General features: G+C 48.4%; 22 protein-coding genes. All 22 read right to left on the bottom strand.

All coding sequences use genetic code 11. The features are described 5' to 3' along the window. Nucleotides 1-35: 35 nt before the first annotated feature. Nucleotides 36-1,766, bottom strand: a complete 1,731-nt coding sequence (locus tag AB7C91_RS08860; RefSeq protein ID WP_332445833.1) for an iron ABC transporter permease — start codon at nt 1,764-1,766, stop codon at nt 36-38. Next, on the bottom strand, nt 1,766-2,884 hold the full coding sequence (locus AB7C91_RS08855; protein WP_332445832.1) for an ABC transporter ATP-binding protein: 1,119 nt from the start codon (nt 2,882-2,884) through the stop codon (nt 1,766-1,768). The genes AB7C91_RS08860 and AB7C91_RS08855 overlap by 1 nt, the downstream gene beginning before the upstream one ends. 67 nt (nt 2,885-2,951) lie before the next feature. Continuing rightward, nucleotides 2,952-3,941, bottom strand: a complete 990-nt coding sequence (locus tag AB7C91_RS08850; RefSeq protein WP_332445831.1) for an extracellular solute-binding protein — start codon at nt 3,939-3,941, stop codon at nt 2,952-2,954. Between the two features lie 148 nt (nt 3,942-4,089). Continuing rightward, entirely contained in the window at nt 4,090-4,920 is an 831-nt protein-coding gene (locus tag AB7C91_RS08845) for a hypothetical protein (RefSeq protein ID WP_332445830.1), read from the bottom strand. A gap of 11 nt (nt 4,921-4,931) precedes the next feature. Beyond that, nucleotides 4,932-5,843, bottom strand: a complete 912-nt coding sequence (locus AB7C91_RS08840) for a TIM barrel protein (RefSeq protein WP_428590718.1) — start codon at nt 5,841-5,843, stop codon at nt 4,932-4,934. After that, a complete protein-coding gene (locus tag AB7C91_RS08835) occupies nt 5,836-6,603 on the bottom strand; it encodes a DeoR/GlpR family DNA-binding transcription regulator (RefSeq protein ID WP_428590715.1) in 768 nt (255 codons plus the stop codon). The genes AB7C91_RS08840 and AB7C91_RS08835 overlap by 8 nt, the downstream gene beginning before the upstream one ends. A 366-nt stretch (nt 6,604-6,969) precedes the next feature. Further along, nucleotides 6,970-8,085 carry an ABC transporter ATP-binding protein gene (locus tag AB7C91_RS08830; RefSeq protein ID WP_428590712.1) on the bottom strand — a complete coding sequence of 372 codons (1,116 nt, stop codon included), beginning with the start codon at nt 8,083-8,085 and terminating at the stop codon, nt 6,970-6,972. Continuing rightward, on the bottom strand, nt 8,066-9,778 hold the full coding sequence (locus AB7C91_RS08825) for an ABC transporter permease (protein WP_428590709.1): 1,713 nt from the start codon (nt 9,776-9,778) through the stop codon (nt 8,066-8,068). The genes AB7C91_RS08830 and AB7C91_RS08825 overlap by 20 nt, the downstream gene beginning before the upstream one ends. A gap of 66 nt (nt 9,779-9,844) precedes the next feature. Then, a complete protein-coding gene (locus AB7C91_RS08820) occupies nt 9,845-10,873 on the bottom strand; it encodes an ABC transporter substrate-binding protein (protein WP_332445825.1) in 1,029 nt (342 codons plus the stop codon). Between the two features lie 116 nt (nt 10,874-10,989). Beyond that, complete coding sequence (locus AB7C91_RS08815) at nt 10,990-11,688, bottom strand: response regulator transcription factor (RefSeq protein ID WP_332445824.1); 699 nt, start codon at nt 11,686-11,688, stop codon at nt 10,990-10,992. Further along, complete coding sequence (locus AB7C91_RS08810) at nt 11,685-12,725, bottom strand: sensor histidine kinase (protein WP_428590704.1); 1,041 nt, start codon at nt 12,723-12,725, stop codon at nt 11,685-11,687. Before AB7C91_RS08810 ends, AB7C91_RS08815 begins: the two co-directional genes overlap by 4 nt. 4 nt (nt 12,726-12,729) lie before the next feature. After that, the gene (locus AB7C91_RS08805; protein ID WP_428590701.1) at nt 12,730-13,854 is read right to left on the bottom strand and encodes an ABC transporter ATP-binding protein; all 1,125 of its coding nucleotides are present in this window, start codon (nt 13,852-13,854) and stop codon (nt 12,730-12,732) included. 119 nt (nt 13,855-13,973) lie between these two features. Next, nucleotides 13,974-15,869 carry an ABC transporter ATP-binding protein gene (locus tag AB7C91_RS08800; RefSeq protein ID WP_428590698.1) on the bottom strand — a complete coding sequence of 632 codons (1,896 nt, stop codon included), beginning with the start codon at nt 15,867-15,869 and terminating at the stop codon, nt 13,974-13,976. Then, nucleotides 15,866-18,097: an ABC transporter ATP-binding protein gene (locus tag AB7C91_RS08795; protein ID WP_428590695.1), complete on the bottom strand. Its 2,232-nt coding sequence runs from the start codon at nt 18,095-18,097 to the stop codon at nt 15,866-15,868. Before AB7C91_RS08795 ends, AB7C91_RS08800 begins: the two co-directional genes overlap by 4 nt. Beyond that, a complete protein-coding gene (locus tag AB7C91_RS08790; protein WP_332445819.1) occupies nt 18,090-18,575 on the bottom strand; it encodes a MarR family transcriptional regulator in 486 nt (161 codons plus the stop codon). Before AB7C91_RS08790 ends, AB7C91_RS08795 begins: the two co-directional genes overlap by 8 nt. 171 nt (nt 18,576-18,746) lie before the next feature. Next, nucleotides 18,747-19,676 (bottom strand): nucleoside hydrolase, encoded by a 930-nt coding sequence (locus tag AB7C91_RS08785; protein WP_332445818.1) that lies wholly within the window; start codon nt 19,674-19,676, stop codon nt 18,747-18,749. Next, nucleotides 19,676-20,773: a M20/M25/M40 family metallo-hydrolase gene (locus AB7C91_RS08780; protein ID WP_332445817.1), complete on the bottom strand. Its 1,098-nt coding sequence runs from the start codon at nt 20,771-20,773 to the stop codon at nt 19,676-19,678. The genes AB7C91_RS08785 and AB7C91_RS08780 overlap by 1 nt, the downstream gene beginning before the upstream one ends. 231 nt (nt 20,774-21,004) lie before the next feature. Continuing rightward, nucleotides 21,005-22,531 (bottom strand): argininosuccinate lyase, encoded by a 1,527-nt coding sequence (gene argH, locus AB7C91_RS08775; protein WP_428590690.1) that lies wholly within the window; start codon nt 22,529-22,531, stop codon nt 21,005-21,007. A gap of 32 nt (nt 22,532-22,563) precedes the next feature. Next, the gene (locus AB7C91_RS08770; RefSeq protein WP_428590687.1) at nt 22,564-23,703 is read right to left on the bottom strand and encodes a mandelate racemase/muconate lactonizing enzyme family protein; all 1,140 of its coding nucleotides are present in this window, start codon (nt 23,701-23,703) and stop codon (nt 22,564-22,566) included. Nucleotides 23,704-23,706: 3 nt separating this feature from the next. Beyond that, entirely contained in the window at nt 23,707-24,546 is an 840-nt protein-coding gene (locus AB7C91_RS08765; RefSeq protein ID WP_428590684.1) for a carbohydrate ABC transporter permease, read from the bottom strand. A 13-nt stretch (nt 24,547-24,559) separates the two neighbouring features. Further along, a complete protein-coding gene (locus tag AB7C91_RS08760; RefSeq protein ID WP_428590681.1) occupies nt 24,560-25,444 on the bottom strand; it encodes a carbohydrate ABC transporter permease in 885 nt (294 codons plus the stop codon). A 54-nt stretch (nt 25,445-25,498) separates the two neighbouring features. Further along, nucleotides 25,499-26,833 (bottom strand): ABC transporter substrate-binding protein, encoded by a 1,335-nt coding sequence (locus AB7C91_RS08755; RefSeq protein ID WP_428590679.1) that lies wholly within the window; start codon nt 26,831-26,833, stop codon nt 25,499-25,501. Nucleotides 26,834-26,863 lie beyond the last annotated feature (30 nt).

The following is a 26,863-nucleotide window of genomic DNA, read 5'->3' as shown; positions in this document are numbered from 1 at the left end:
CTGATGCCGGGATTGCTCCCGGCATCGGTATGGCATCAACCCATCTTGAAACTGGAGGCGATGGATTTGCCTTGCTTGTGATTCATCAGATAGACGATGACGAAAACGACAACCAAAAGAATCACCGACAAGGCACTCGCCTCTCCCAGTTTTCCATCGGCGACCGCGCCATAGATCTGGATGGGAACCGTTCTTGTCCGGGAACTATACAACAGGATGGTAGTGCTCAACTCTTGCAGCAACGTGGTAAGCGTAAGGATGGAACCACTGATGATGGCCGGCATGATCAGGGGCACACTTACCCTTCGGAACGTATAGAACCAATTCGCCCCTGCAATCGTGGAAGCCTCTTCCAAGGATGGATTCAGCTGTGACAGGCTTGCCGCCACCGAACGGTACACGTACGGGGTTCTCCTGATCATGTAGGAGATGACGATGATCGTATAGGTCCCGGTCAGTCTGATCAGACTGCTGCCGCTGAATGCGGAGAGCAAGGCAACTGAAACAACGGTTCCCGGAAGAATGAAGGGAGCCATGATGGACATATCCAACAGGGCAGCTCCTTTCGGTTTCTTCCGCTCGGTGATATAGGCGATCAAGCTACCGAGAATTGCCGCCAGCAAAGTGGCCAACAACGAAAGGAAAAAGGTATTGAACATCTCGTTGCTTGAATACCGGGGAATACGGATATAGTTGGCGAGCGTAAAACCTTCCGGGAATAATCCCACCCACTTTTCAAAGAACGACATGATGATGATGGTGAGCTGGGGCAACAGGGATACGACGAGAATGATGACGCAATAGACAATGGCAACAACGCGGATCAACGTGCCTTCGTGCTGTTTGATTTCAGAGTGTGTCGCCGAGATGGTCTCATACTCATGCCGGTTTATCACCCGTTTCTGCAGATACAGGACCAAAGCGGTGATCGCTACGTTGATGACCGCTATCGAGGCGGCCCCGTTGAGATCCCAGAATCCGTTCACCCGAAAGTAGATCAAGGTAGGCAGGACGTACTTGTCGCCACCGATGATGGCGGGGATCCCAAAATTACCGATCGATCGGACGAACACGAGCAAGGCTCCTGCTCCCAGGCTGGGAAGAATCAAGGGAAACGTAATCGTCCTGAAAATATACCATCGGCTCGCTCCCATGAGCATGCCTGCTTCCTCCAACAGGGAATTAGCCGAGGCGAACGCTCCGTAAGAAAGCTGGAATACAAAAGGATAATATGTCAACGTCATGCATAGGATCATGCCGAACATCCCGTAGATGGTGGGGACTTCAATGCCCAGGGGAGCAAACAGAATGTTTAGGAAATGGCGGACCACCCCCTGTCTTCCCAAAAGGATGATCCAAGTGAAGGCTCCGACAAATGACGGCATGATGATGGGAAGAATGCCCAGACTCAGCATAAGGTTCTTGCCCGGCATCTTCACCCTTGCCACGAAATACCCCATGGGGACCCCGATTAATATGCACAACAAGGTCACCGATATGCTCACCATGAAGGAATTGAACAGAGCCTTCTGATACATCAGACTCTCAAAGAATTTGGTGAATCCCTGAAGGGAGAAGCTTCCTGCCACCAGTTTGTTTCCGGCAGGCATGAAAGCGCGTACCAACGTGATGACCATCGGATAAATAAGGAAAATGGCCATGAAGGAAAGGGGAATGGCAAATACAAGGTAGGGAGTGAAATCCTTTTCCAGGAATTTCTTCAGTTTCGTCTTTTCCTGTGCGCTTTGCAATGTATTTCTAGCCATCAGTTTCGGACCTCCGGCAGGAACAGGAACGGCAACCCTTCCTTCACGGAAACAAAAACGGCATCATGCTCGCGGACGCCCTCCAGCATGTAAGGCATATCGATTTCCATAGGCACATCGCTGATCGCCTGGTCGATCACCACCTCATAGCGGACGAACTGTCCCAGATGTTGGATGATTTGCACCTCACCTTTGATCAAGCCCGGGCTATGCTGTGCCTGTATCTCAATCTGTTCCGGTCGGGCGCCCACCAACACCGCCTGGCCTGGGTTGATCGTTGTCTGCAAAGGCAAGCGGACATTCTGCGGTTTGATATCCACCCTCGTCGAGGTAGTATCAATCGTCGCCTGATGCTCACCGGTCAGCCGGGCATTGAAAAAATTCATTTTTCCAATGAAATTGGAGACGAAAGCATTGTTCGGTTTGGTATACAGTTCATTGGAAGAACCAATCTGCTCAACGACACCTTTGCGCAGGACCGCCAAACGATCCCCGATTGCCATCGCTTCCTCTTGGTCATGGGTGACGAAAATGGTGGTAATGTTAGTCGCCTTCTGGATTCTTCGAATCTCTGCACGCATGTATCTGCGCAGTTTTGCATCCAGATTGGCCAACGGTTCATCCAGCAACAGGATATCCGGGTCATAGACCAGTGCGCGTGCGATGGCCACCCGTTGCTGCTGACCGCCGGAGAGCCCGGTCGGTGAAGGATTGCGTTTCAATTCTTCGGTCAATCCAACCAGTTCCATGACTTCGGTTACCCGCTTTCTCACTTCCTCATCGGGAGTCTTGCGCACACGCAGCCCATATGCCACATTCTCAAAAATATTCATATGCGGATAGAGTGCAAAGCTCTGGAACACCATTCCGATATTCCGCCTGAACGGAGGAATCAAGGTCATATCCTTGTCACCATAGAGAATCTGCCCACTGGAAATGGACTCCAATCCGGCGGTAGAGCGCAACAAGGTGGTCTTCCCACAACCGGAGGGCCCCAAAAGACAAAAAAGCTCACCCGGCTCAATCGTAAAGGAAACATCATTGAGCGCATGTACAGGGTTTTTGGATTGTTCCCCGAAGATTTTATTCACATTCTTATATGTCAGATTCAAACTCATGGTAGATAGATACTCCTTCTCATAGGACAATCCTGCCTGGATGGCTGCATCCAGGCAGGATGCTGTGTTACATCATGCTGGAAAAATCGTTGACCAACGTTTCCTTGATGTTCTTTGCTTCAAGATCATCATAGGGGAACAATTTGATTTCCGACAAAGACGGCAGATTCGCAGGACCGGGCAACAGGGTGGATACGACACGGCGGTTGCGGGTGGTTCTGACGATTTCATACGCATCGGTACTGGTCATGAAATCCATGAACAACTTGGCGGCCTCCGGGTTTGGTCCGTTGGCGATGATCGCCGTCGCATCGAAACGTGCTCCGGTGCCTTCCTCTGGATACACATAGGTAACGGGAGCCCCGTCGCCGATGTATTTACCGATATTCGATTCTCCGGTGACCGTCACTGCATACTCACCGCGGGCTACAGACTCAGGACCTGCAGTAGAACTTGCCGTGAAAACGGCATTCTTTGCCAATTTGGCCAAGAAGTCATTCCCATAGAGCTTGTAGATCATATACACCTGGGCATATGCGGATCCACTCAAAGCCGGGTTGGCAAGCACGATCTCGCCCTTGAAGCGGGGATCGATAAGATCGGACCAACTCTTCGGATATTCCGAACTCTTGAGCAAATTGGTGTTCACCATGAAAGCCTGCAGAGGCATCGAGGTGCCATAAAAACGGGGTACATCCGCTGTGTCGCGCACCGAAGCGTCAATCTGGTCATGGTTTGCCGTCTTGTATGGAGCAAGGTAGTCATATGCAAGTTCCATATTCTCCTTTGCAAGCATCAGCAAAATATCACCTTCCGGCTTCGGCTGCTCCGAATACAGGCGATTCACCAGTTCTCCGGAACCTGCACGGATGATGCTCACCGTGATTTCCGGATGCAAGGTGTTGAACTTCTGCACCAAAGCTTCTGCTTCATCCTCGCTGGCACCACTCCAGACCGTAAGACTGTCAACTTTCTTTGTTCCTTCTGATGCACCCTGTGCAAATAGCGGGAAAAAAGACAGAATGAGACAAAGCATTACGAGTAATGTTTTCTTCATACCTAATCCTCCTATGTTTGTACGATTCTTGGGACCAAGAATTTTCGTTTGCTTTAGTATAGGGGCCATAGGCAAAAAAACGCAAGTTAAATTTTTCTTTTTATTTTCTTTTACGTATCAATTATAAAATCTGGCTAATAGAGCAAAATTAGATAAGAATTCGCAAAAAGCTTCTATCGTCAAAGGAAAGATTCCCCGGAATCAACGGCTTTGTTGCACGATGGGAAAACGCCATCAAGGGATCCTCGGCAAGCTGGGCGTGCAAAGTCGCTTCACACTGCTCCAGGGTGGGATGCAACACCGGGTACCCATCACTGGCAAGCGCAACCTCAACCGGGGTGTCGGGAAGCTTGCCGATTTGTATTTCAGCGTATGCATCAAAGAATCCATCGAGAACAGAATAGGAATAGGTGTACCTATTCTTGGTATTCTGGAATACCGGTTGCAGCTGCATCAATGCCTTAAGCCTGTCTTGGATGATTGCAGGATTCTCCAGCAGCATGCTTTTGGTGTATCCGGTTGCCAGTGCGTGCTCGATCAAGAGGGAGCGTACGCCTTCCATCAGGGTGTCAATCGCCTTGCTCCGCGTAAGCAAAACCCCTTCAAAGCGGGCCTGGCAATCGCCAAGCACCCATACCTCACGATGATGCCTGCTCACAATTGCCGCATACGCACTGCAGCGCAGATTTGGATGCTCTGATGCCATCTGCTCCAATCCATGCATTGCATACCAACGGAAAATGGATGCATTGAGTGCACTGAATACCTGCACGTAGGTTTCATCGCCTCTCAGAAAGGACAAGGTCTCCAGTATACAGCGTTTTGCTATGACCCCACCAGGTTCGTCGATGCCGTCGAATCCTTGACGGCTCGTACATCCATCAACCACCGCTGCAAAATGCTCGTTGCAGAAGATTCCATCCTCACAGAGTTCTGCGATTCCCCGTTTCCCGACAAGCTGTTGCTCCAGTATGTGCATGTTGTATTCCTTCAGACCGTAAGCGAAGCAGAAAAACGCATCAATGAATTTGTGTTCAGCTCTGGTTCCTCAACTGTTTCAAGTACAAGATTTGCACCACTTCCTGTGACGATGCGCAATACGGCTTCTGCAGGGAAACCATATTTCTCGAAACTATGATGATCATCACGATACCGACCAATCCCCACTTGCGTACTGTTGCTGTGCAGGTGACAGTTGACCACCTTCCCTGTTTCCATTATTTCCTTCAAAGCATCAAAATAGGGAAATCCATACACAGAACTGGATATCCAAAGATGGCCGACATCCAAACAAAGGTGCAGCGATGGTGACAAACGGGCGATCTGCACCATCTCCTCGGGTGTCTGGAACAAATACCCAACCCTCGGATTCAGATTTTCCACAGCGAGGCGTACTTGGTATGCATCGGCCAATTTTGCAACCTGGATCAATTGTTCAAACGCCTGCTTGGCATGATGTTGGTAGACAGACGTACGCGGATAATCCGGCTTGCAGATCGCCCCATCTGCAATATGGATATACGGGGTGAATATCGGGTCGTTGAGCAACTTCGAACGTTCGGCGTTTTCCCTGGGGATGGACCAATCGCACACATAGCCTGGATGCAATACCAGGATATCGGCACCAAACGCTTTTGCTGTCTTCAGGCTTTCCTCAACTGCATCGTAGCTTGCTTGCAACACCTGCCGATCATAACTCCCGAAATTCGGGAAGATGGGCAGTGATGGACAGCAAGCGTGCACGGAAGCCACTCGTCCAGCCAAATACGGAGCTACCGCTGCAAGAAACTGACTATCCATTTTGTAGGAGAGTTCAAACTGCATGGAAGGGAACTTCCTTGCGTACGCAGCCACCTCCTCAACGGACCGGAATCCTACCAGAGACATGACCAATTCAGACATGCTCATCCACCGTAAGGATTTTCACCCCGTGACTCTCAATTGCTGCCCGGACGTCGTCGGTAATGGCATCGGTGATCAGGTAATGAATGGACGACCAGTCGCATACTTTCGCCAAGGAAAGATGCTCCATCTTGGAGCTGTCAACCAATAGGCAAACTTTCGATGCGCTTTGGATCATGGTTTGTTTTGTATCTGCTTCAATAAGGTTGGTACAAAACACCCCGTGTTTCGAACTGTAGCCCGAAGCTCCCAGAAAGCACCAATCGGCATGGATCTGTCGATAGAATTCTTTGGCATAATTACCCATCAAACCCATGGAAGGCCTTCTGAGGATGCCTCCTGCCATCAGCAGGTCCACTTTTTCCGCATGCATGAGCTCTTGCATCACCAAAAGCGAACTGGTCGATACGGTGATTGCCAAATCTGCAATGAACGGGGCGATGTGGAGCGTGGTACTTCCGTTGTCGATGATGATTGACTGGCCTGGCTTCACCAAGGTTGCAGCAAGTTGCGCGATGGCTTTTTTCTGGTCCGTGAATTCATGGAGGGTCTGGCTGATAAAACGCGAACTACCTTGCTTCTCGGCGGTGATCGCACCCCCATGGGTACGTACGAGCAAACCTTTTGTCGCCATTTCATCCAGATCGTTTCTGATGGTAACCCGGGAAACCTGTAAAGCCATTGCAAGATCGGGTACATGGACGGATCCGTCTCGCTCAAGTACACTTAAAATTTGTTTTTTTCTGGCTGCCGGATTCATCGTCACTCCTTGCCAATACAACTTGGCCTCTTTCAGTGTAGTAAGAAATGAATGGTTTGTCATCATTTTTCTTTTTCACGGAGTAAACTTTTCTTTTTTTGTCTTTATAGAGTATAAAGCAAGCCAGAAACCATACAAGCAACGAATGTCTTCTATCGCTTTTCCTCTAGAAGTGACCGAGAATCAGGATATTCGTAAAAACATAGGCTCAAAGAACAGACAACGGGAAACCATCATGAAACCGATGCCTACTTTCGTTTTACATTCCCATGGCACGAACAAAGAAACGGGTAACCGCATGCCTATACATACGATTACCCGAAGATAATCAAGGATAAGAGGATGAAGAACGTTCAAGCCTACGCTTCAAGAGGGAAGAAACGCTGCATTGGATGGATCAAAGCAGAGAGAAACAGAGGCTCCTTCTGCAAAAATCTGCATCCCGGTAGCAAAGGGTACTGAGGCTTTTACCATTACTTTGTTCTGCAGCAACAGCTCATACTCGATATGGCTTCCGACGAATATCGAGGACTGTACCTCAGCAGGAAATCGTCCCGCTTCCGTATTTGGATCTTCCACCAGAATGCTCTCCGGGCGGATGATCAAGGAAGCCGATTTCCCGACTTGGTATAATTCGGCCCCATCTTGGTACGTATCGGGATGCAATGCACGGGCAGTATACGAACCACCTCCGGGAATCAACGAAGTCAGCGTATCTTCCCCGATAGTTGCTACCTCGAGGGAAATGATGTTCGCCTGTCCGATGAAGTCGGCTACAAAGAGCGACTGCGGATTACTGTAAATCTCAAAAGGAGTCCCGATCTGCTCAACCTTGCCCTTGTTCATGACTACAATCCGGTCAGCCATCGTCAGTGCCTCACTTTGGTCATGGGTTACATACAGGCAGGTGATACCCAGTTTCTTCTGCAGCTTACGAATCTCCGTGCGCATATGCAGCCGAAGCTTTGCATCAAGGTTGGAGAGCGGTTCGTCCATCAATAACAACGTTGGTTCCATGACGATAACCCGAGCCAAAGCGACCCGCTGCTGCTCACCACCGGAAAGTTGGCTGGGGTATCGGTTTTCGGTATTCTCCAATCCGACCAACTGCAGTGCTGAAATAACCTTCGGCCGGATTTCGCTCTCCTTCTCTCCTCGGGCTTTCAAGCCATACGCCACATTGTTGTATACGCTCATATGGGGAAACAAAGCATAATTCTGAAATACAAACCCTATCTCCCGCTTGTTCACCGGAGTATTGGTTATATCCTGACCTTTGACAGTGATGGAACCTGAACTGGGAAGTTCGAATCCGGCAACCATACGCAGGGTCGTCGTCTTTCCACAACCTGAAGGCCCGAGAAAGGTCACCAACTCCCCTTCCTCGACAATAAGATTCACCGTATCCACTGCCCGCACGTTTTCCCGTCCTTTCTGAAATACCTTGGTTACATCACGAAGTTCAAGCGCCGATTTTTTCATAGGAAATCTCCTGGGGTCTATGGAATTTGGAGGTGGAGAGCCGAAGCAGGAAAAGCATCAAGGCATCCGCCAGAAAGACGATGACAATCAAGACGATGGAGAACGCCGATGCCTGGGAGAACTGCAGTTCGGTCATGCTTTCCAGGATTCTGGTCGTCAACAACGTCCAATGCACGGAAACCAAGAAAATGGTTGCACTGATGGCCGTCATGCAATGGATGAACAAATACCGCATACCAGCCAGAACGGCGGGGATGATCAACGGAATCGTCACATGGGTAAAGGTATAGACCGATCCAGCTCCCAGACTCAAAGAAGCCTCCTCGAGTGCCGGATCTATCTGTTGCAAGGAAGCAATGACCGAACGAATCCCGGTTGCATAGTATCTGAACACATAAGCGGCTACCAAGATGGACAATGTTCCGGTCAACAAAATAGGCTTCTGATTGAAGGCGATGATATAGGCGATACCAACCACCGTCCCGGGAAGCGCATAGTTGAGCATGCTGCTGAATTCAAGGAACCGTTTTCCAAAGAACTGTTTGCGTTGGGTCATATACCCAATAACGACCGCAAGTAACGACCCTATCACCGTGGAGAGCAGGGCGATCAAGAGAGTATCGGAAATGGCTTTCCGTCCATGTTTGAAAACATATGCATAATGTTCAAAGGTAAATGAATTATTGACACTCCAGACCTTCACAAAGGAACCCCAGAGAATAATTGCGTACAGATAGAGAATGAACACCACGACGAACGAGCACACCACGACCAAAATAATATTCAGTGTGTGGGGAAGTTTGGCGAACTCGGTACGTGCCCCGTTTTTACCGGTGACCGAAACAAAACTTTTCTTGCCCAAGAGCAGTCGTTGCAAAACAAACACAACCAAAGCCGGAACCAGCAACAGGAAGGAAAGGGTGGCACCTCCCTTCAAGTCGAACATCCCGGTGATCAACAAATATGCCTCAGTGGGCAGGACGGGAAACGAGTGCCCACCCAGGATCAAGGGAGTGGCGAAGTCCGCGAGGCTGGCGCCAAAGAGCAATAAAATGGAATTGCCGATACCAGGAAGGGAAAGCGGGATGGTGATGGTGCCGAACATCCGCCAACGGGAAGCGCCCAAGGAAAGGGCGGCATCGTCCAAGGTCGCACTCATGGTATTGAGAATGGCGGTGATCACCATGAATGCCACGGGAAAATAGGTCAAGGTTTCGGAAATCCATGTTCCGAGAAAACCATAGATGGAGAAATCCCCGATGCCCAAGGCTTTAAGCAACATGCCGTTCGGACCGAGGGCCAAGGTCAGGGAGATGCTGCTGGTAAACGGAGGAGAAATCAAAGGCAGAATGGTGATTGCACTTACCAACGCCTTCAAGGGCTTGGGAAGCGAGGTACGGGTTACCGCCAAGGCAAACAGATACCCAAGAAACGTCCCTGAAATACTGACCGAAGTGGCAAGGACCAAACTACCGTACAATGCCTTCACATTGTAGCCGGTGGAGAATACCTTGCGCATATTGGAAAACGAAACGGCACCGTCCACTACGAATGTGGTTGCCAAAAGACGCAACAACGGCAGGAAGATGAATACGGCGAATGAAAGCCATACAGCGACCAAGGCGGAAAACAAAGCCGGATCGGTTTTCATCATTGATGCTCGTTTGTGACGGTACCCATTGGAATCAGACATGACTTGTTCCTTTATACCGGGGAACGGGAGGGGATCGCCGATGGCGAACCCCTCTTTCCACCTTTGTTACTGCTGGATGACATCCGCAACCCAACGCTCGACGAGCCGGGTCCTGTTTTCACCCTTCCAAGCAATATCAGCCTCAAGCAACTTCACCTGCGACATATCCAAAGCCGGATTGGTTACGGTTACATCCGGGCGGGTAGGAATGTAGTTGATCAAGTTCGCAACCATGACCTCGCCCAATCTCTTTGAAGATGCCCAATCCATCAAGGCCTTCGCTGATTGCAGATTCTTTGCTCCCTTGATAATGCCCGAAGCTTCGACACCATAGGTTACGCCTTCCTTCGGATAGGAGATGACCAAATCATATCCTTGTTGCTGGATATCCAAGGCATCGACGATGTAGAAAATACCAGCCCCAGCCTGACCGGTTGCCACCGGCATGGCTCCACCGGCTCCGCCTTTGGTGTAAAGCTGGATGTTCTGATGCAGTTTCTTCTGGTAGGCAAACGCCTCGTCCTCTCCCATCACCTTCACCAACGAGTAGATGCGTTCGGTTGCCGTCCCGCTGGTACGGGCATCGGCCATCTGCAGGCTGTTCCGATAAGCAGGATCCAGCAGATCATACCAACTGGTCGGTGCTTTCAGTCCTTTCTCCTTGAGGAAGGCTGCATTACTCATGAATGTAAGAGGGATGACCCCGATACCGGTCCAGTAGCCATTCGCAGATTTGAATTGTGCGGGAATCTTGTCGGCCTCTGCTGGTACATAGGTGTCAAACACCCCCTCCAAGACGCCTGCTTCATAGGTATCAGCCGGACCACCCCACAGGGCATCCACCTGGGGATTGGCTTTCTCTGCGATGATTCTGGCAAGTGCTTCACCAGAAGAAAGCCGAACAAAATTCACCGTGATACCGGTATCCTTGGTGAACTCCTCGAATATCTTGGTAGCATACTTTTCCGGCATGATGGAATACACATTCAGTGTACCACCTGTTTTGGTTTGTTCTTGGACGCCGGCAGCAGACAAGGGCAGTGCACACAAAGCGATCAAGACCAGCACAGACACAACTTTTTGCAGTTTGTTCATAACGTTCCTCCCTTTTTCAGAACGGTGAGAATTGACAGGGCGGTCCATCCCCCCCATCGTCCTTTTCAGTCTGTGTCCGGATCCTTGACCACGCAAGTTACAAATCCGTAACAATCTCAGATGCCGTCGAGCATTGCATCCGTCAATAGGTACCCATACCCCCAACGATTGAGCAGATAACGAGGATTGGCTGGATCTTTTTCCAATTTCTTGCGAACCCTGCTGATATTCACCTTCACCATCTCCGGACCTTGCAACCAATCTTCGGAATTCCAGATTTCCTTGAGTAGGAACCCGCTTGAAACCGGAGTATGCGCATGTTTGGCCAATACCTCCACAATCTTGTATTCGGTGGGGGTCAGATTCACGGCTTCCCCTTCCACCCGAACCATATGGGTACGCAGATCAACCTGCAGATCCCCAATGGTGATTGTCGGCAAGGAAGGTTCCGCCGTTTTAGTCCGTCTGATGATTTTCTCGATGCGAAGCAACAGTTCCTTTAAGTTGAAGGGTTTTGATACGTAGTCCTCAGCCCCGACTTCCAATCCTTCCACGATTTGGTCGTCACGGTCATGCGAACTCAGAACCAAAACCGGGATATCCAAATCAACCAATGCAGGACAAACTTCCAATCCACTCAATCCAGGCAGGCCGATATCCAGAATGACCAGATCAGGCACCCAATGGTTCACCAAGGGCAACACCTCATCCCCTCGTGCTACAGTCATGGTTTCATACCCGGCATCCTCCAGTACAAACGCCAGCACATCCAGAATGTCAGGTTCGTCGTCAACAATCAAAATCCTTCGCTTCATTGCATCTCCTTTGCTGGCAAATTGAACGAGACCATGGTGCCCAACTGTTTTGAGCTGGTGATATAGACTTGTCCATGATGCCGTTCGATGATCATGCGAACTATCGCCAGTCCCAGACCAAATCCATCCTGATATTCTTTCAAATCCTGATTTTCCTGATAGAACTCTTTGAACAGTGTCTCTCTCTGACCTCCCAACAACCCATGCCCGTTGTCCGTAACGGTTACCACAACCTGCGATTCATCCTGCGTAACGGAAATGAGGATGAACCCGTGTTCGTCGGTATGCTTCGATGCATTGTGCACCAAGTTGATCAATACCTGGCGAATCCACGCTTCATCGGCTTTCGGGTGGGAGAGCAATGAGGGAAAGCTGACTTTGATATGCTGACCTTTGCTCTCCAACATCGGTTCCATGCTTTGGGACACTTGTCTGATTACGTTCTTCAAATCGATTGTGGTAGAAAGGTCCGGTTTCCAATCCCGTTCAAGCTTGAGCAGAGTCAGCATATTTTCGGAGAAGGTGATCAGCCGTTGGGTATTGATGTAGATGGATTCCATGAACTTCTTCTGTCGAGGATTCAAGGGACCCGGTATTTGCTGCATCAAAACATTCTCAGTGGTCTGCATGATCGTCAGAGGGGTACGGATCTCGTGGGCAAGGGTAGCTAGCATCATCTGGTGGGCTTCCTTGGTAAGCGAGGATTCCTTTTGGGGGAACAGGTGAAGCATACGGGCCAAAGCATGGCGGTAACGCAGAAGGTATGCCAGAGAAGCACCAAGATACAGCAGGACAACGGTGGGGAAAAAAGGCAAGGAAGAAAACAAGGCCAGAGACAGGGGGCCGAGCAGCAAAATCACCATATCCAGCACCAAGCCATGTTTCGTGTAGGTATACCGAAGGGTGACATACACAAGGGCGAAACAGAGGGTAACCAATGGATCGACAATGATACGCAACAGGAGAATCAGCAGAAAGTGTTCACCAACTGCCACCAGCACATCGAGCATCGGCACCTGTTTGTACGTCCGTTGCATATCCCTACCCCTTGATTGAATAGATATGAAAGGTCTGAGGATGAAAGGTCAGCACCACCGATTCCCCCACTGCATATTCCAAGGCACTGCCTTGCAGATTGGGATGCAATACCCTGATGGTGGTATCTCCGAAGGTAGTAGTGTATTCAAAGGATTGGCCATTGAACAGGCACTGCTCAACGGTAGCTCGATACTGATTTTCCGCCAACTGCGCAACAGCATCACCCAACGTGATGGTGATGGGATGGATGGAGAGTAATACGATCTCATCCTTGGTGGGCAGGTGATCACAATGGCTGAGCGGAATATTGAATTCCCTGTCATGCAGGGAAACCTGGACGAAGTCAGCTTGAACCGACACCACGTATGCATCATAGAAGTTTGCATTCCCGATGAAATCGGCGACGAAGGGAGTTTTGGGATCGTTGTAGATTTCCCTGGGCCTGCCTTGCTGAACGACGCGGCCTTTGTGCATGACCAATACTCGGTCCGGGATACTCAACGCTTCCATTTGGTCATGGGTCACATACAAGACGGTGATTTTCAGAATTTGCTGCATCCGTTTGATCTCTGCACGTGTTTGGATCCGAAGTCGGGCATCAAGGTTGGATAAGGGTTCATCGAACAGAAGGATCTTGGGTTTCAACACAAGCGCTCGGGCAAGGGAGACACGCTGTTGCTGTCCATCGGATAATTCATCAGGGAATCGGGTTTCGATTCCTACCAGATTCAGCATCTGGCACATCATCGCCACATCATGGGCAATGGCATCTGCGCTAAGATTCCGGGCTTTCAGCCCATAGGCAATATTCTCAAATACATTGAGGTGCGGAAACAACGCATAATTCTGAAACACCATGGGGATGTTCCGTTGGTCGGGACCCAAGGACGTAATGGAAACTCCATCCAGAAGAATATCCCCACTGGTAGGTTTGAGAAACCCCGCGATCATCCTGAGCGTCGTGCTCTTGCCACACCCCGAGGGTCCGATGAGCGTAACAAACTCCCCCCTTCCCACACGAAACGATACCCGTTCCACCGCTTGTATGCGTTGGGTTTTCGTCGGCATATAGGTCTTACTGACCTCCCTGAGTTCCAAAAAGGCTGGAGTTTCCTTGGTTGCTTCCATACAGAGCGCGGCTCCTCAAGAGAAGATGATACACTGAACTGTAGGCAACCACCAGAAAAAATGGCAGCAAGGCCTGCTTGGCAAAGCGTTTTCAGAAGACCTTGCCAAGCAGAGTATGATCAGACGGCTGCTTCGAACTGGCTGTTGTACAATGCGGCATACGCACCATTGCGCTTGATCAACACATCATGCGTACCTTGCTCGACAATATCACCGTCCTGCATCACCAGAATCAAATCTGCATTACGGATGGTGGACAACCGGTGGGCGATGACGAAGCTCGTCCTCCCCTTCATCAGGTTATCCATAGCCTTCTGGATCAGGATTTCCGTACGGGTATCGACACTGCTGGTCGCCTCGTCAAGAATCAGAATCTCAGGATCGGCCAAGATGGCCCTGGCGATGGTGAGCAGCTGCTTCTGTCCCTGGGAAATGTTGTTCGCCTCCTCGTTGAGGATCATATGGTACCCCTCGGGCAGCGTACGTACGAAATGGTCCACTTGGGCTGTTTGGGCCGCCCGAATGACTTGCTCCTCGGTGGCATCCAGTTTCCCGTACCTGATGTTGTCGGCGATCGTCCCGTTGAACAACCAGGTATCCTGAAGCACCATGCCGAACAGTGAACGCAGCGCATCACGCTTGAACACCTGTATGGAATTCCCGTCGATCGTGATCGATCCCTGATTCACGTCATAGAACCGCATCAACAGCTTGACGATGGTCGTCTTCCCAGCTCCGGTAGGACCGACGATGGCGATCTTCTGCCCCGGTTTTACCGTTGCGTTGAAATCGTGGATGACGATCTTCTCCTTTTCATAGCCAAAGGAGACATCGTTGAACTGTACGGTGCCTTCCACCTGTACATCGGTCGGCAAAGAACCATGGTCGTCCTGCTGAACCGTCAATGCGTCAGGAGCGTCGGCAACTTCCTCTTCTTCTCCGAGGAACTCGAACACCCGCTCGGTGGCGGCTGCGGTGAGCTGCAGCACATTGGAGATGTTGGCAATCTGGGTGATGGGCTGGGTGAAGGTCCTGACATACTGGATGAACGCCTGGATTCCCCCAACGGTCATCCGTCCCTTGACCGCCAGATACCCGCCGAAGATACAGATCGCCACATAGGCGAAGTTGCCGATGAAGGTGATGATGGGCATCATCAGACCGGAAAGGAAGTTGGCCTTCCAAGCCGACTTGTACAGATTGTCATTCATCGTGTTGAAGGTTTCCAACGACTTCTGTTCCCCGTTGAATGATTTGACGACCACATGGCTGGAAAGCATTTCCTCCACATGTCCGTTGACGTTTCCCAGATAGTTCTGCTGATTCTTGAAATGCGTTTGGGATTTCTTGATGATCAGCATGACCACCAGCAGGGAGACCGGAAGGATGCACAAAGCGACCAAGGTCAACTGCCAGCTGATGGTAAGCATCATCACCACGATACCGAGTAGGGTCGTCACTGAAGTGATAATCTGAGTCATGCTCTGGTTCAGCGTCTGGTTGATCGTATCGACATCGTTGGTGATCCTGCTCAGAACCTCACCATGGGTGGTCTTGTCATAGTAGGAGAACGGGAGCACATGCATCTTCTCGCTGATATCCTTGCGCAAGCGGAACGTAAGTTTGGCGGATACACCAGCCATCACATACCCCTGCAAATAGGAAAACAACGCGCTGACGGCATACAGGCCGATCAACCAAACGATGATCTCTCCAATCTTGCCAAAGTTCACCGCTCCGCTTCCGGCCAACTTGGCCATAATGCCGGAAAACAGCTCATCAGTTGCCTTTCCCAGCAGTTTCGGTCCCAAGATGGTAAAAATTGTGGAGACGATGGCCAATACCCATACAAAGAGGATGGCCCATTTATAGACTCCCAGATAGGCAATCAATTTTGCCATGGAGCCGGAGAAATCTTTGGCCTTCTCCCCCGGCATCATCATCCCATGGCCACCCCGAGGGCCCATAGGTCCCCGCTGCGGCGTGCTTTTCGGTGTAGTATGTTCTTGGCTCATGCCAGTTCCTCCTGAGAAAGTTGCGAAGACGCAATCTCATAATAGGGTTCACAGGTCTTCAACAGTTGTTCGTGCGTTCCCTTGCCGACGATTCTTCCCTTGTCCAGCACAATGATCTGTTGGGCTTGTTTGATCGTACTTACCCGCTGGGCGATGACTATCAGTGTGCTCGCTCCGGTGGATCCCTTCAAAGCTTTTCTCAACGCTACATCCGTCTTGTAATCCAAGGCGGAGAAGCTGTCGTCGAATACAAAAATCTCCGGCTTCTTGATCAATGCACGGGCGATCGCCAGACGTTGTTTCTGTCCTCCCGATACATTCACGCCCCCCTGGGAGATTGCCGTATTGAATCGATCGGGTTTCTCGTCGATGAATTCCATGGCCTGCGCCACATGTGCGGCCTGTTCGATCTCTTCGTCTGTGGCATCTTGTTTTCCATAGCGCAGATTTGAGGCGATGGTCCCGGAGAAGAGCATCCCCTTCTGTGGGATGTACCCGATTTTCTCTCGCAGATCATGCTGCCGTACCTGCCGGACATCCACCCCGTCGACCAGAATTTCTCCGGCACTGACGTCATAGAAACGGAGGATCATATTGGCGATCGTGGATTTTCCCGACCCGGTCGAGCCGATGATCGCCGTCATCTCACCCGGTTTTGCTGTAAAGGTGATATCACTCAGGGCATCTTCCTCTGCATTGTGGTAGCGGAAATTCACATGATTGAATTCCACATATCCCTTCCGATCCTCGTTGAACGGCTTGGCCTGCGCGGGATCCTTGATGGAAATGCCGGTCTCCAGAACTTCAGCGATACGATTTGCGGAGACCATCGCACGAGGTACCATGACGAACATGAAGGAAAGCATCAGGAAGGCGAGGATGATCTGCATGGCATATTGCATGAAGGCCATCATGTCCCCGACCTGCAACGCCGATTCGGCGATCTGATGGGCACCGACCCAGACGATGGTCAAGGTGACCCCGTTCATGATCAGGGTCATCAACGGCATCATCAACGACATGATCCGATTCACAAACAAGTTGGTTTCGGTCAGATCATCATTGGCACGGGCAAACCGCTGCTTCTCATATTCCTGGGTACCGAATGCCCGGATGACCATCAGTCCGCTCAGATTCTCTCGGGAAACCAGGTTCAAGCGGTCGACCAGATTCTGGATGACCTTGAACTTGGGCATGACGACCGACATCAGCACCATGATCAGGCCGATGAGTACCAGACAGGCTACGGCGATGATCCAGCTCATCGACACGGATTTGTCGATAGCCATCAATACACTGCCCAATCCCATGATGGGTGCGTAGGCGATCATCCTGATGCCCATGGTGAGGAATCGTTGGATCTGCATGACGTCATTCGTACAGCGGGTTATCAAGGAAGCGGTGGAGAATTGGTCGAACTCGGCATTGGTGAAAGTTTCAATCCGTGCAAAGACATCCTTGCGCAGGTCCCTCGCCACCGCACTTGCTATTCGGGAGGATAAGAAGCTCACCAGGATGGTTGCCACACCACCGAGCAGGGTGACGATGAGCATGATCATTCCGATCCTGAGGATATATGAAGTCTGCAGGTGGGTCATGTCGACTCCCAGTTCCCCTAAAAAGACCTTGGAAAGGACAATACCGCTCTGTTTCAAAAAGGAAGAATCTTTTTCCAGTGCCTTTGCATGGGCATCGGAAATGACTGAAGGCGGTACGGAACCGATCATCTGTGCCACTTGGTAGAGTGCTGAGCTGTCCATCTGCTGCATACCCATGGCCGATGCATTGGCGGTGCTCCCGCTCTTGGAAGCCATGTCCTGCAGCAAGGTCACCATGGTCATGGCCGCAGTCCCGAATGCTTGGTCAAGCGTCTGCTGGGTCTGTGCATCCACAGCCTGTCGTATATAGAGGGAACCACCAGCCTTTGGATACAGGCTCTGGTAGCTGACACCTTTCTCATTCAGATCAGTCACCGCTTTCAGCGCATAATTTTGAGTGAATGCTTGTTTCTCCGATGCATCCATGAACGTGGTCATCAGCGCCATGCCCTTCTCACTGATGGCCGGCGGAGCTGCATGGGTGACTCCGTTCTGCTGGATGCCGACATTCACGATGTCCGACATGTAATTGGGCAGACTCAGGTTGCTTACCACCTGGGCCGCCAACAAAATGACCGCCATGATCAATCCAACGGAAAATGGCTTCAGATAGTTTGCCAATTTAGTCAATTAGGTTTTCTCCCTTCCTGTATGCAGACATGGCTTGTGCCTGCACATCCTCTGAAATATCCACAAGCAAGGTGAACAAGGAAATAAGCTCACGGACATTATCCTCACCAAACCGGGTAATGGTCATCTCAAGCGTTTGGTCCATATACTGTTTGACTGCTTTCAGCACCTTGCTTCCTTCCTCCGTCAAGGTGACGGAAATCCTACGCCGATCGGTCGGGTCGATCGCCCGGCTTACATACCCTTTTTTCTCCAAGGAATTCAGCATCTGGGAGATGGCCGGCTTGGTCACATGCAGGTTGTGATGGATATCCGAAACATTCATCGGACCCTCTGGGCATAGATGCCCTTTCTCCAAGTTCTTCATCACAAAGAACTCTCCGACATTCACATGATAATCGGCGGGAAAGGTCATCCCCAATTTCTTGAATCGCAGCAATGCATGGATCAATTGCTCCTTCAATGTACTGTCTTCCATTTAGTTGCATCCTTAACTAATAAGTCTTTATTAATTTACATGGGTAACAATACGAAAGAGCATGCAAAGAGACAAGTACATTTGCAAAGATTTTTGAAGTTTATGGTCCAAGCCATCCAGCGATGCAATACACCATCACACAGAAAGGAGTAGGAGCATGTCGATTGGATGCTACATGAGGGAACCGAGCCAAGATTCAACCTTGGGGGCATCAACATCGATGCATACTTTGGACAGGGGATCTGTTTCCCGGATTTTCCTGTGGTCAACGAGGGTTCTTCCCCGGTCCACACCTTCAGTCTCCACCGTCAGGAAGAGCGCAAGCATCGTAAAGTATTCGGGATGCAGGGCACATGCCAGTGCACTAGGGTCGTGGATGTAGGTTTCCTCACTTCCCAGCGTATTGGCAATGTAATAGGCAAGCATATCGGCAAGATAGGGCCCGTATGCGGTGCCGTTGCTTCGCCACCGCCTCACGTCATCCATCGTCAGACGGGAGCGCATCGTCACGTCCAGTCCTACCATGGTCACATCCAATCCGCTTTCGAGGACCAACTTTGCAGCCTCCGGGTCCTTGATGATGTTCGCTTCCGCAAAATGTGTCACGTTGCCCCGGACGGTGAGAGCGCCTCCCATCATCACCACCCTGCCCTTCCAGGACCGGAGTGAGGGCTCGGTCCTGATCGCGGTGGCTAGATTGGTACAGGGTCCGGTGGTGACCAGAGTCAAGGAAGAGCCGTACTGCACCATGGAGCGGATGAGGAAATCAACAGCGTGCTCCGATTCTGCTTCGCGCATTGCACGAGGCAGGACTACCTGCCCCACGCCGTTTGCGCCATGGATGCGTCGACTGACTGCTTCGGGCAGATAGGCATCCTCCTCAAAGGCATGAGTGCAACCGGCATACACCGGCACGTCATCCCGTCCCACCAAGGAAAGGACATCCAAGGTATTTCTTACCCCTTCTTCAGTGGTCACATTCCCGTAGGTTCCGGTTACTCCCAACAGGTGCATATCCGTCTGCAGGGCGGCACAGACCAAGGCGATCGAGTCATCGATGCCGGTATCCAAATCCAAAATGAGCTTCGTTTGTGGTTTCATCACTGATTCCTGCTGCATGCTCCCACTTCTGCCAAATGGTGTACCAGTATGGCCAACTTCTTGATCTCCTCCAAGCCCACTTGTTCATGCACGCCATGCCCTCCTTCATATCCTATTCCCAGCAGGACGGCGTCAATGCCTTGTTCCCGGAGGATGTTTGCATCACTTCCCCCACCAGTGGAAATTTCCGTACAGACCAGGCCACTTTGGTTGCAGGCTTTTCTCAACAGCTGTCGTGCTTTTGAAACATCAACCTGATACCCGGCGTAAGAGAGCGTCTCAGATACGTCGAAGGTCCCACCGGTTTCAGAACAGGCAAGGTTGCAACAAGAGCGTACGTGCTCAAGATGCGCGAATGCGCGCTGTTTCTCCAAACTTCGGATCTCCATGTGCAGTTCGGCATAGTCACATACCACGTTGGTACTTCCTTGGGCATGCAACGATCCGATGTTGGCGGTCGTCTGGTCGTCGATCCTGAGCAACTGCATGGAATTGATGGCTTTGCTTGCCAAGGATATGGCACTCAATCCCTCTTCAGGGGCGATTCCTGCATGTGCAGCCTTTCCATGGAATGCTATGGTGACTGCAAGCTTCCAAGGGGCTCTGATGATCATCGTTCCTACCGGTTTTCCGGTATCCAGCACGAATACACATGCAAGCTGGGAGAGGATTTCCGGACCGAGGTGTTTGGCACCTTGCAACCCGACTTCTTCCTGGACGGTGAACAGCAGGCCGAACGGTCCCAATTCGTGTCGCTTTTGCATGAGGGTCAAGGCCATGGCCACCCCCAGCTTGTCGTCGGCTCCCAAGGCGGTGGTATGGTCGGTTTTGATCAAACCATCTTCAAACAGCGGTTTCACCCCTACGGCAAGGTCCACGGTGTCGAGATGGCAGGAAAAGCTAATCGGGGGTTTCTCGCTGCAATTCACCCATGCATACACGTTGCCGAATGCATCCTGGATGAAGGGGATATTCTCCTTGGCAAGCTGAGCAACCACGAATTGCCGTATTGCGTCTTCCTTCCCGCTTGGGCTGTCAATGGCTAGCAAGGAAAGAAACGTTGAGACCACTATATCGACCATCGGGACTTCACTCATAGGTGCATTCTGATGTGTTATCCCCAATGAGGCAAGTCTCAGGAAGCAAAGAAATTTACCACAAGAGACAATTAACTATCCTCAAGGGGCTTAATACTTGCAAAGAAAAAATATGAATTTGGAATTCAATATCCTCGGGGAAGTAGAATTAATGTTATCATGGATAAACACTTTTATAGAAGCAATATATTAAAGTTTGGTCGATGATGAAAGTAATCTCCAACATGATGCTCAGGTTGCAAGTATTTCACGTACTAATTCCTTCCTATTCATATTGGCTTGTAATAGTCGTGAAGTAAGATCATCGTACCATTTTTGTATTTCCAACAATGAATTCTCGTTTTTTTCTATCATACTATTCATTGCCATTGAGGAAGTTCCTCCCTCTACTCCTCGTTTCTCGATGAAACGTTTTGGATCCAAACTCTCTCTAATGCTCGAAAAATCGCCAGTAAATGAGAGGCCCATAGTACGCTCATATACACTAGAAAAGAGTTTCTCATCTATTTGTTTCAAATTAATTTTCTTTGTCTCGGCCTCTTTGACTAGAGATGCTACGATGTGATGAGCTTTCCTAAAAGGTATTCGATATCGTCGATACAATTCATCTGCCATCTCAGTCACCACAGAAAAACTTTCATATGCTCGAGTGCTCAATGTTGATGCATCAACTTCAAGAGTTGCCAATACTGCACTGAACAAGTGGTAGTTCATTCTTAGCTGTTTCATTGATTGCGCCATTGGTTCTTCAGCATCCTCATAATCAGAGATATCTCCATAAGGAGATTTTAGGAATCCTAGCTGAATACTATCAGCCAATCCCTTTGTTAGGGAAAGGTTCGACCGAAGATGCTCGAGAGCTATTGGATTTCGCTTTTGTGGCATAATTGAACTAGTTGAAATATATCCATCAGATACCCTGATCATATGTAGCTCTTCAGTTGCCCAAAGAGTCATGTCTGTGACAACTCGGCCGAGGTTTAAAGCGGCAAGACTTATTGCGGCTGAAGTCTCAGTAAAGAAATCTACATTTCCTATTGCGTCATACGCATTGTAAATAAAATTATCACATCCAATAAGATCACTCACGAATTTTCTATCAAGTGGGAATCCGCTCGTTGTTATTGCTGCAGCACCCATAGGAGATTCGTTGATTTGGTTATATGCTGATTTTAATCGTTTTACATCTCTCACAAGCATTTCAAAAACACCTAGAAAATAATGCCCCAAAACACTCGGTTGTGCATGCTGAGTGTGCGTATGAACTACATATATACAATCTTTATATGCTTGAGCAAAACGCAAAACGGTGTTAAGAACCTTTATCAGTTCCTTTAAGAGATCAAGCATATCTTCACGGATGACCATCCTAGAGAGGCAAAGGCACATATCGTTTCGACTTCTCCCCAAATGAAGATTCCCGCCAAGCCCATTTGTTCTACGAATCAATTCAGACTCAATTGCAAAAAATAAATCCTCATACTCACCAGAATAATTGCTACGTTTATAAACATCGTAATCAATTGTTTCAAGTCCATGTAGGATCACTCTACCTTGTTCTTTTGTAATTATTTCTTGTTTGATTAACATCAACAGATGAGCTTCATTGATTGCCAACATGTGAGCAATCATTGAATTTTTAGCTCTATCGTAACCAGGCCTTAACTCCATATCAACCAAAGATTTTCCTGGATATGTTTCTCCCTCTTCTCGTAATACGGAATTTTTCACCTCTTCAAAAGTCCTTGGCAAATTCATATAAAGTTTTCTCCTAGAGATTCATCTATCACTCACTGATCCATTACAGATCCATCGGACTGTAATCGCGTGGTATATTCTCTTGGTTTATAGGGAAAGCGTTCTTGAGCATCCTCATATAATTCAACGCCAATACCTGGAACCGTGGGCACGGGAATATACCCATTAACAATCTTCAATGAGCTTTTCACAATGCCATTCTTGGGCAGAGAATCTTCGCCAAGAGGAAATTCTTGAATGGCGAAGTTAGGAATTGCAGCAGCTATCTGAACACAAGCAGCCGTACTGACAGGACTAAGTGGATTATGGGGTACAACTTGGACACCAAAACCCTCCGCTACTGCTGCAATTTTTTTTGTATGAGTAATACCCCCACACATACAGACATCCGGACGTATGAAATGGCATGCTTTTCGTTGAAGCAACATGGTGAACTCCTCAATGGAATGAAGACGTTCACCTGTAGCTATACTGATGGGTATATTTTCCTGAATCTGGGCCATAAGGTCAAAATTGTCTGGTCGAACTGGATCCTCATAAAAAAAAGGATGAAATCTCTCGATACCTTTTGCTAGCGCTATTGCTTCATGCAAAGGTAATTGCCTATGTATTTCAATACATAAATCAACTTCGTCTCCAACGGCTTCTCGATATTTCCGAACACTTTCAATCGCATCTTCAATCTTGTTTGCATATGTCTTCTGGTAGCGTTCCTCTCTTGGTTCATCGGCAAAGGGAGTAAGATGTCCAATTGCGGTAAAACCTAGTTTTTTTGCTTGTATACACCCGTTGACCAACTCTTTTCTGTTCTTCCCAAATACATGGTAATAAGTACGAACAGAATCTCGGGTCTTCCCTCCCAAAAGCTGGTACACTGGCACACCAAAATATTTCCCTGCAATATCCCATAATGCAATATCAACAGCAGACAAAGCTCCCATTATTGCAGCCCCACGGAAATGATAACAACGATAGAGATATTGCCAGTGGTGTTCCCTAAGCAATGGATCTTGGCCGATCAAGTACCTTTTAAAAGTTTCCACAACTTGTGCAGACGCTTCCAGGAAAGCCCACGAACCAGATTCGCCTAAGCCTTTTATACCTTCATCCGTATAAATCTCTACAAACATAAATGAATCAATAAGTCTTGTTTTGATATCTGTTATTTTCATACACTATGCTTTTACTGAACCAGCAGTTAATCCTCCAACCAAATATTTTTGGGCAAAGAGTGCGAAGAAAAAAGAAGGAATACAGACGACCAATGAAGCAGCCAGGACATCACCTTGCATCATGCTATCCCTTGAAGCAAAATCTGCAATAACTACGGGAAGAGTCTTTTTTGCTTCATCAATTAACAATGTATTTGCTAATAAGAAATTATTCCAGATTCCGATAAATGTCATCACCCCTGAGGCTGCAAGACCAGGAAGGGCAACCGGAAGAAAAACATACCAAAGCGTACTAATTCTTCTCAGTCCATCAATCTCAGCAGCATCAATTAGATCCTTAGGTATCGTTGCAAAATATGATTGCATTGTCCAAATACAGATTGGGAGCTCAAATGCAATATAACAAAGAATTAATCCACCATATGTGTTGATGAGTCCAACTTTCGACATGAGTAAGTATATTGGAATAATGATGAGGATCTGAGGAAACATATACACAAATAGGACAAGTTTAGAGAAACTTTCTTTTAGGGAATATCGATATGCGGTGTAACTAAAAGCTGCAAAACAAGCAATTATGAGAGTAAGTAATGTTGAACCCAACGATAAAAAAATGCTATTTGCCAAGAATCTTCCAATACCAAATTCTGCAAACACCTTCTTTACGAAATACAGTGAAAAGGAACGAGGGAGAAGGGATGGGGGTATGCTGATAATTGTTTGAGGACTTTGCAACGCACTGATTACCAACCAGTAAATTGGGAAGAGAATGAAAAGCAAAGAAATAATGGCTAATGTATGAACCAGTATGCTTTCATTACGTTTTCTAATATTCTTGTTCATTGTATCTACCTTGTCAATTATATATTTTATCTTGATATTTCTTTATCTTAAAATACGATATAGAGAATATTACAAGAATAATAAACAGGACTATTGTGATTGCGGAACCTTCACCCATTCGATAACTGGAGAAGGCTTTTCTAAATGCATAAATTGGTGTTGTCTGCGTAGATTCAGACGGTCCGCCTCCAGTCATAACCCAAGGTAAATCGTAAAAATTAAACGTCCAAATGAATCGGAGAATACCGGATACCATAACTACAGGCATAAGCAAAGGCAATGTAATTTTTCTAAACTGGAACCATGCATTAGCTCCATCCACTTGTGCAGATTCATATAGCTCCAAGGGAATTCCTTGCAAACCAGCTAGAAACATTGTAATCATCAAAGGAGTTCCTCGCCAAATATTTGCCAGAACGAGCAGGAACATAGCACTTCCCTGCTGAGCTATCCAAGCCTTCGGAGAATCAATGAACCCCAAATCGACTAGAAGATAATTAATAATCCCGTAGAGATCGTGAAACATCCATCGAAAGATCATTGCAACGGCAACAGTAGGAATAAGCCACGGCGTAATAGCTAAGCCTCTAAATAACATTTTCCATTTCAAAAGAGGATTGTTAAGGAGGGAAGCCATAGCTAAACCTAAAACAATCTGGGGAATAAGAGAACCAAAAGTAAAAACAAGCGAACGTCCTAGAGATTGCCAAAACTTTATATCTTCGAGTAGAATCACATAGTTCTTCATCCCAACAATACTAACCTTTGCAAGAGTAGGCCGATAATTGGTAACACTCATTTGCAGTGCATATATCATTGGATAGATTACTATGGCGAGGATAAGAATTATGGCTGGAGCATATAGCAGTATTCCAACACGGCTCTGCTTTTTTGCCATCGTATGACTCTGTGACGTTCGCATGTTTTTCATGTACCTATATCCCTTGAGCCCCTACAGGAGCGCTTTCAATTCGGAAATTAGTTCATCAGCAGCTTGTTGAGCACTAATGCCCTTGATGAACATATTGGCCAAAGGATTTCCAAGAATCATTTTAGATTCAACTTCACCTGCTGCAGGGAAAGGTCCATTAGCCATGGTAAGTCCACTTGCATCCTTCAGAATATTCAAGGCCATATCAGGCACCATCGCCTTGAGTTCAGGAGGGAGTTTCTCTTGATAACTCTTGGAATAGAAAATGTCAGCTTTGGCTGGGAACATTGCATAAGGATAACTCGCAAAGAAATCAACTAAGCGATCACCAGTGAAGATATATTTTATAAAATCTGATGCCAATGCTTTGTTTCCTTTCTCTGTAACCGAAAGACCTACCCACCCAGTACCGCTACCACCCTGCTTGCGCTTGGGGATCTCAAAATATGCAACATCATTCATTGCGTCAGGATTCATAGCTTTGACATTATAATAAATCTCTGGTGTATCAATTCGACTCATTATGCTACCAGTTGCTACCAATTCTCTGACATTTGCTTGAGTATAGCTGACTGTACCTGCAGGAGAGCAATCCTTGATAAGTCTGTAAAGATAATCATACGTCCAGACAATCGATTTGTAATCTTCAGTATTCACATCAACTATCCATTCGCCTTTCTCGTTCTGCCGAACCAAATCAACTCCATTTGTCTGAAGAATCGACCAGATTGTCTTCCATCCATGAAGGTCGCCGAGCGGGATACCAAAACCATAGCGATTTTGCGCTGGGTTCGTAACAGCCTTGCACATTGTGTAGTATTCTTCCCACGTTGTTGGTAGCTTTGTTATACCTGCCTCTGCAAGCCAACTTTTTCTGTAATAAGCTACATAGGGAGTAACATACAAAGGAACAGAATAGACACCTCCGTCTTCAGCAGAACCTAATACGGACAGAGAGGTTCCAAGAAAGGCGTCCTTGCCTCCAATCGAATTCACTAAATCTGACAATTCCATCAGACCACCAGTGGCCGAGAGTGTTTGAGGATACCCGTTACCAGTAACTGTAATATCAGGAGGATTCCCAGCCATTATGGAAGCCATAATTTTGTCCATAGCCCCACTCCAAGGCATGACGGTGATTTCAACATCAACACCGGGATGGTCCTTCTCATAAGCTGTCGCCAAATTCTCAAATTCTGTTGCACGTTCACTTTGTGTCAACATTGACCAGATAGTAAGTTTACCCGTCAATTCCTGAGTTGGCTGTACCTTTGCCGCTTCTGAAGTTCCAGCTGCAAATAGTACCGAAGTACAAAGCAGCATCAGCAGCAAAGTAATGATAGAAAAACGTTTCATATATCTCTCCTTTTTTATTGCGGCGAACCG

It is taken from the genome of Sphaerochaeta sp., from assembly GCF_050256055.1.
Lineage (GTDB): Bacteria > Spirochaetota > Spirochaetia > Sphaerochaetales > Sphaerochaetaceae > Sphaerochaeta.
The sequence above is the reverse complement of the archived record's forward strand: the minus strand, read 5'-3'. Positions and strand labels throughout refer to the sequence as shown.

Excerpts from the sequence above, each read along its gene's own strand:
- AB7C91_RS08785 (WP_332445818.1), bottom strand. The coding sequence starts at position 19,676 with ATGAAACCACAAACGAAGCTCATTTTGGATTTGGATACCGGCATCGAT.
- AB7C91_RS08835 (WP_428590715.1), bottom strand. The coding sequence starts at position 6,603 with ATGAATCCGGCAGCCAGAAAAAAACAAATTTTAAGTGTACTTGAGCGA.
- AB7C91_RS08855 (WP_332445832.1), bottom strand. The coding sequence starts at position 2,884 with ATGAGTTTGAATCTGACATATAAGAATGTGAATAAAATCTTCGGGGAA.
- AB7C91_RS08825 (WP_428590709.1), bottom strand. The coding sequence starts at position 9,778 with ATGTCTGATTCCAATGGGTACCGTCACAAACGAGCATCAATGATGAAA.
- AB7C91_RS08760 (WP_428590681.1), bottom strand. The coding sequence starts at position 25,444 with ATGGCAAAAAAGCAGAGCCGTGTTGGAATACTGCTATATGCTCCAGCC.
- AB7C91_RS08765 (WP_428590684.1), bottom strand. The coding sequence starts at position 24,546 with ATGAACAAGAATATTAGAAAACGTAATGAAAGCATACTGGTTCATACA.
- AB7C91_RS08770 (WP_428590687.1), bottom strand. The coding sequence starts at position 23,703 with ATGAAAATAACAGATATCAAAACAAGACTTATTGATTCATTTATGTTT.
- AB7C91_RS08780 (WP_332445817.1), bottom strand. The coding sequence starts at position 20,773 with ATGAGTGAAGTCCCGATGGTCGATATAGTGGTCTCAACGTTTCTTTCC.
- AB7C91_RS08755 (WP_428590679.1), bottom strand. The coding sequence starts at position 26,833 with ATGAAACGTTTTTCTATCATTACTTTGCTGCTGATGCTGCTTTGTACT.
- AB7C91_RS08820 (WP_332445825.1), bottom strand. The coding sequence starts at position 10,873 with ATGAACAAACTGCAAAAAGTTGTGTCTGTGCTGGTCTTGATCGCTTTG.
- AB7C91_RS08810 (WP_428590704.1), bottom strand. The coding sequence starts at position 12,725 with ATGCAACGGACGTACAAACAGGTGCCGATGCTCGATGTGCTGGTGGCA.
- AB7C91_RS08860 (WP_332445833.1), bottom strand. The coding sequence starts at position 1,766 with ATGGCTAGAAATACATTGCAAAGCGCACAGGAAAAGACGAAACTGAAG.
- AB7C91_RS08840 (WP_428590718.1), bottom strand. The coding sequence starts at position 5,843 with ATGTCTGAATTGGTCATGTCTCTGGTAGGATTCCGGTCCGTTGAGGAG.
- AB7C91_RS08850 (WP_332445831.1), bottom strand. The coding sequence starts at position 3,941 with ATGAAGAAAACATTACTCGTAATGCTTTGTCTCATTCTGTCTTTTTTC.
- AB7C91_RS08845 (WP_332445830.1), bottom strand. The coding sequence starts at position 4,920 with ATGCACATACTGGAGCAACAGCTTGTCGGGAAACGGGGAATCGCAGAA.
- AB7C91_RS08830 (WP_428590712.1), bottom strand. The coding sequence starts at position 8,085 with ATGAAAAAATCGGCGCTTGAACTTCGTGATGTAACCAAGGTATTTCAG.
- argH (WP_428590690.1), bottom strand. The coding sequence starts at position 22,531 with ATGAATTTGCCAAGGACTTTTGAAGAGGTGAAAAATTCCGTATTACGA.
- AB7C91_RS08790 (WP_332445819.1), bottom strand. The coding sequence starts at position 18,575 with ATGGAAGACAGTACATTGAAGGAGCAATTGATCCATGCATTGCTGCGA.
- AB7C91_RS08815 (WP_332445824.1), bottom strand. The coding sequence starts at position 11,688 with ATGAAGCGAAGGATTTTGATTGTTGACGACGAACCTGACATTCTGGAT.
- AB7C91_RS08800 (WP_428590698.1), bottom strand. The coding sequence starts at position 15,869 with ATGAGCCAAGAACATACTACACCGAAAAGCACGCCGCAGCGGGGACCT.
- AB7C91_RS08805 (WP_428590701.1), bottom strand. The coding sequence starts at position 13,854 with ATGGAAGCAACCAAGGAAACTCCAGCCTTTTTGGAACTCAGGGAGGTC.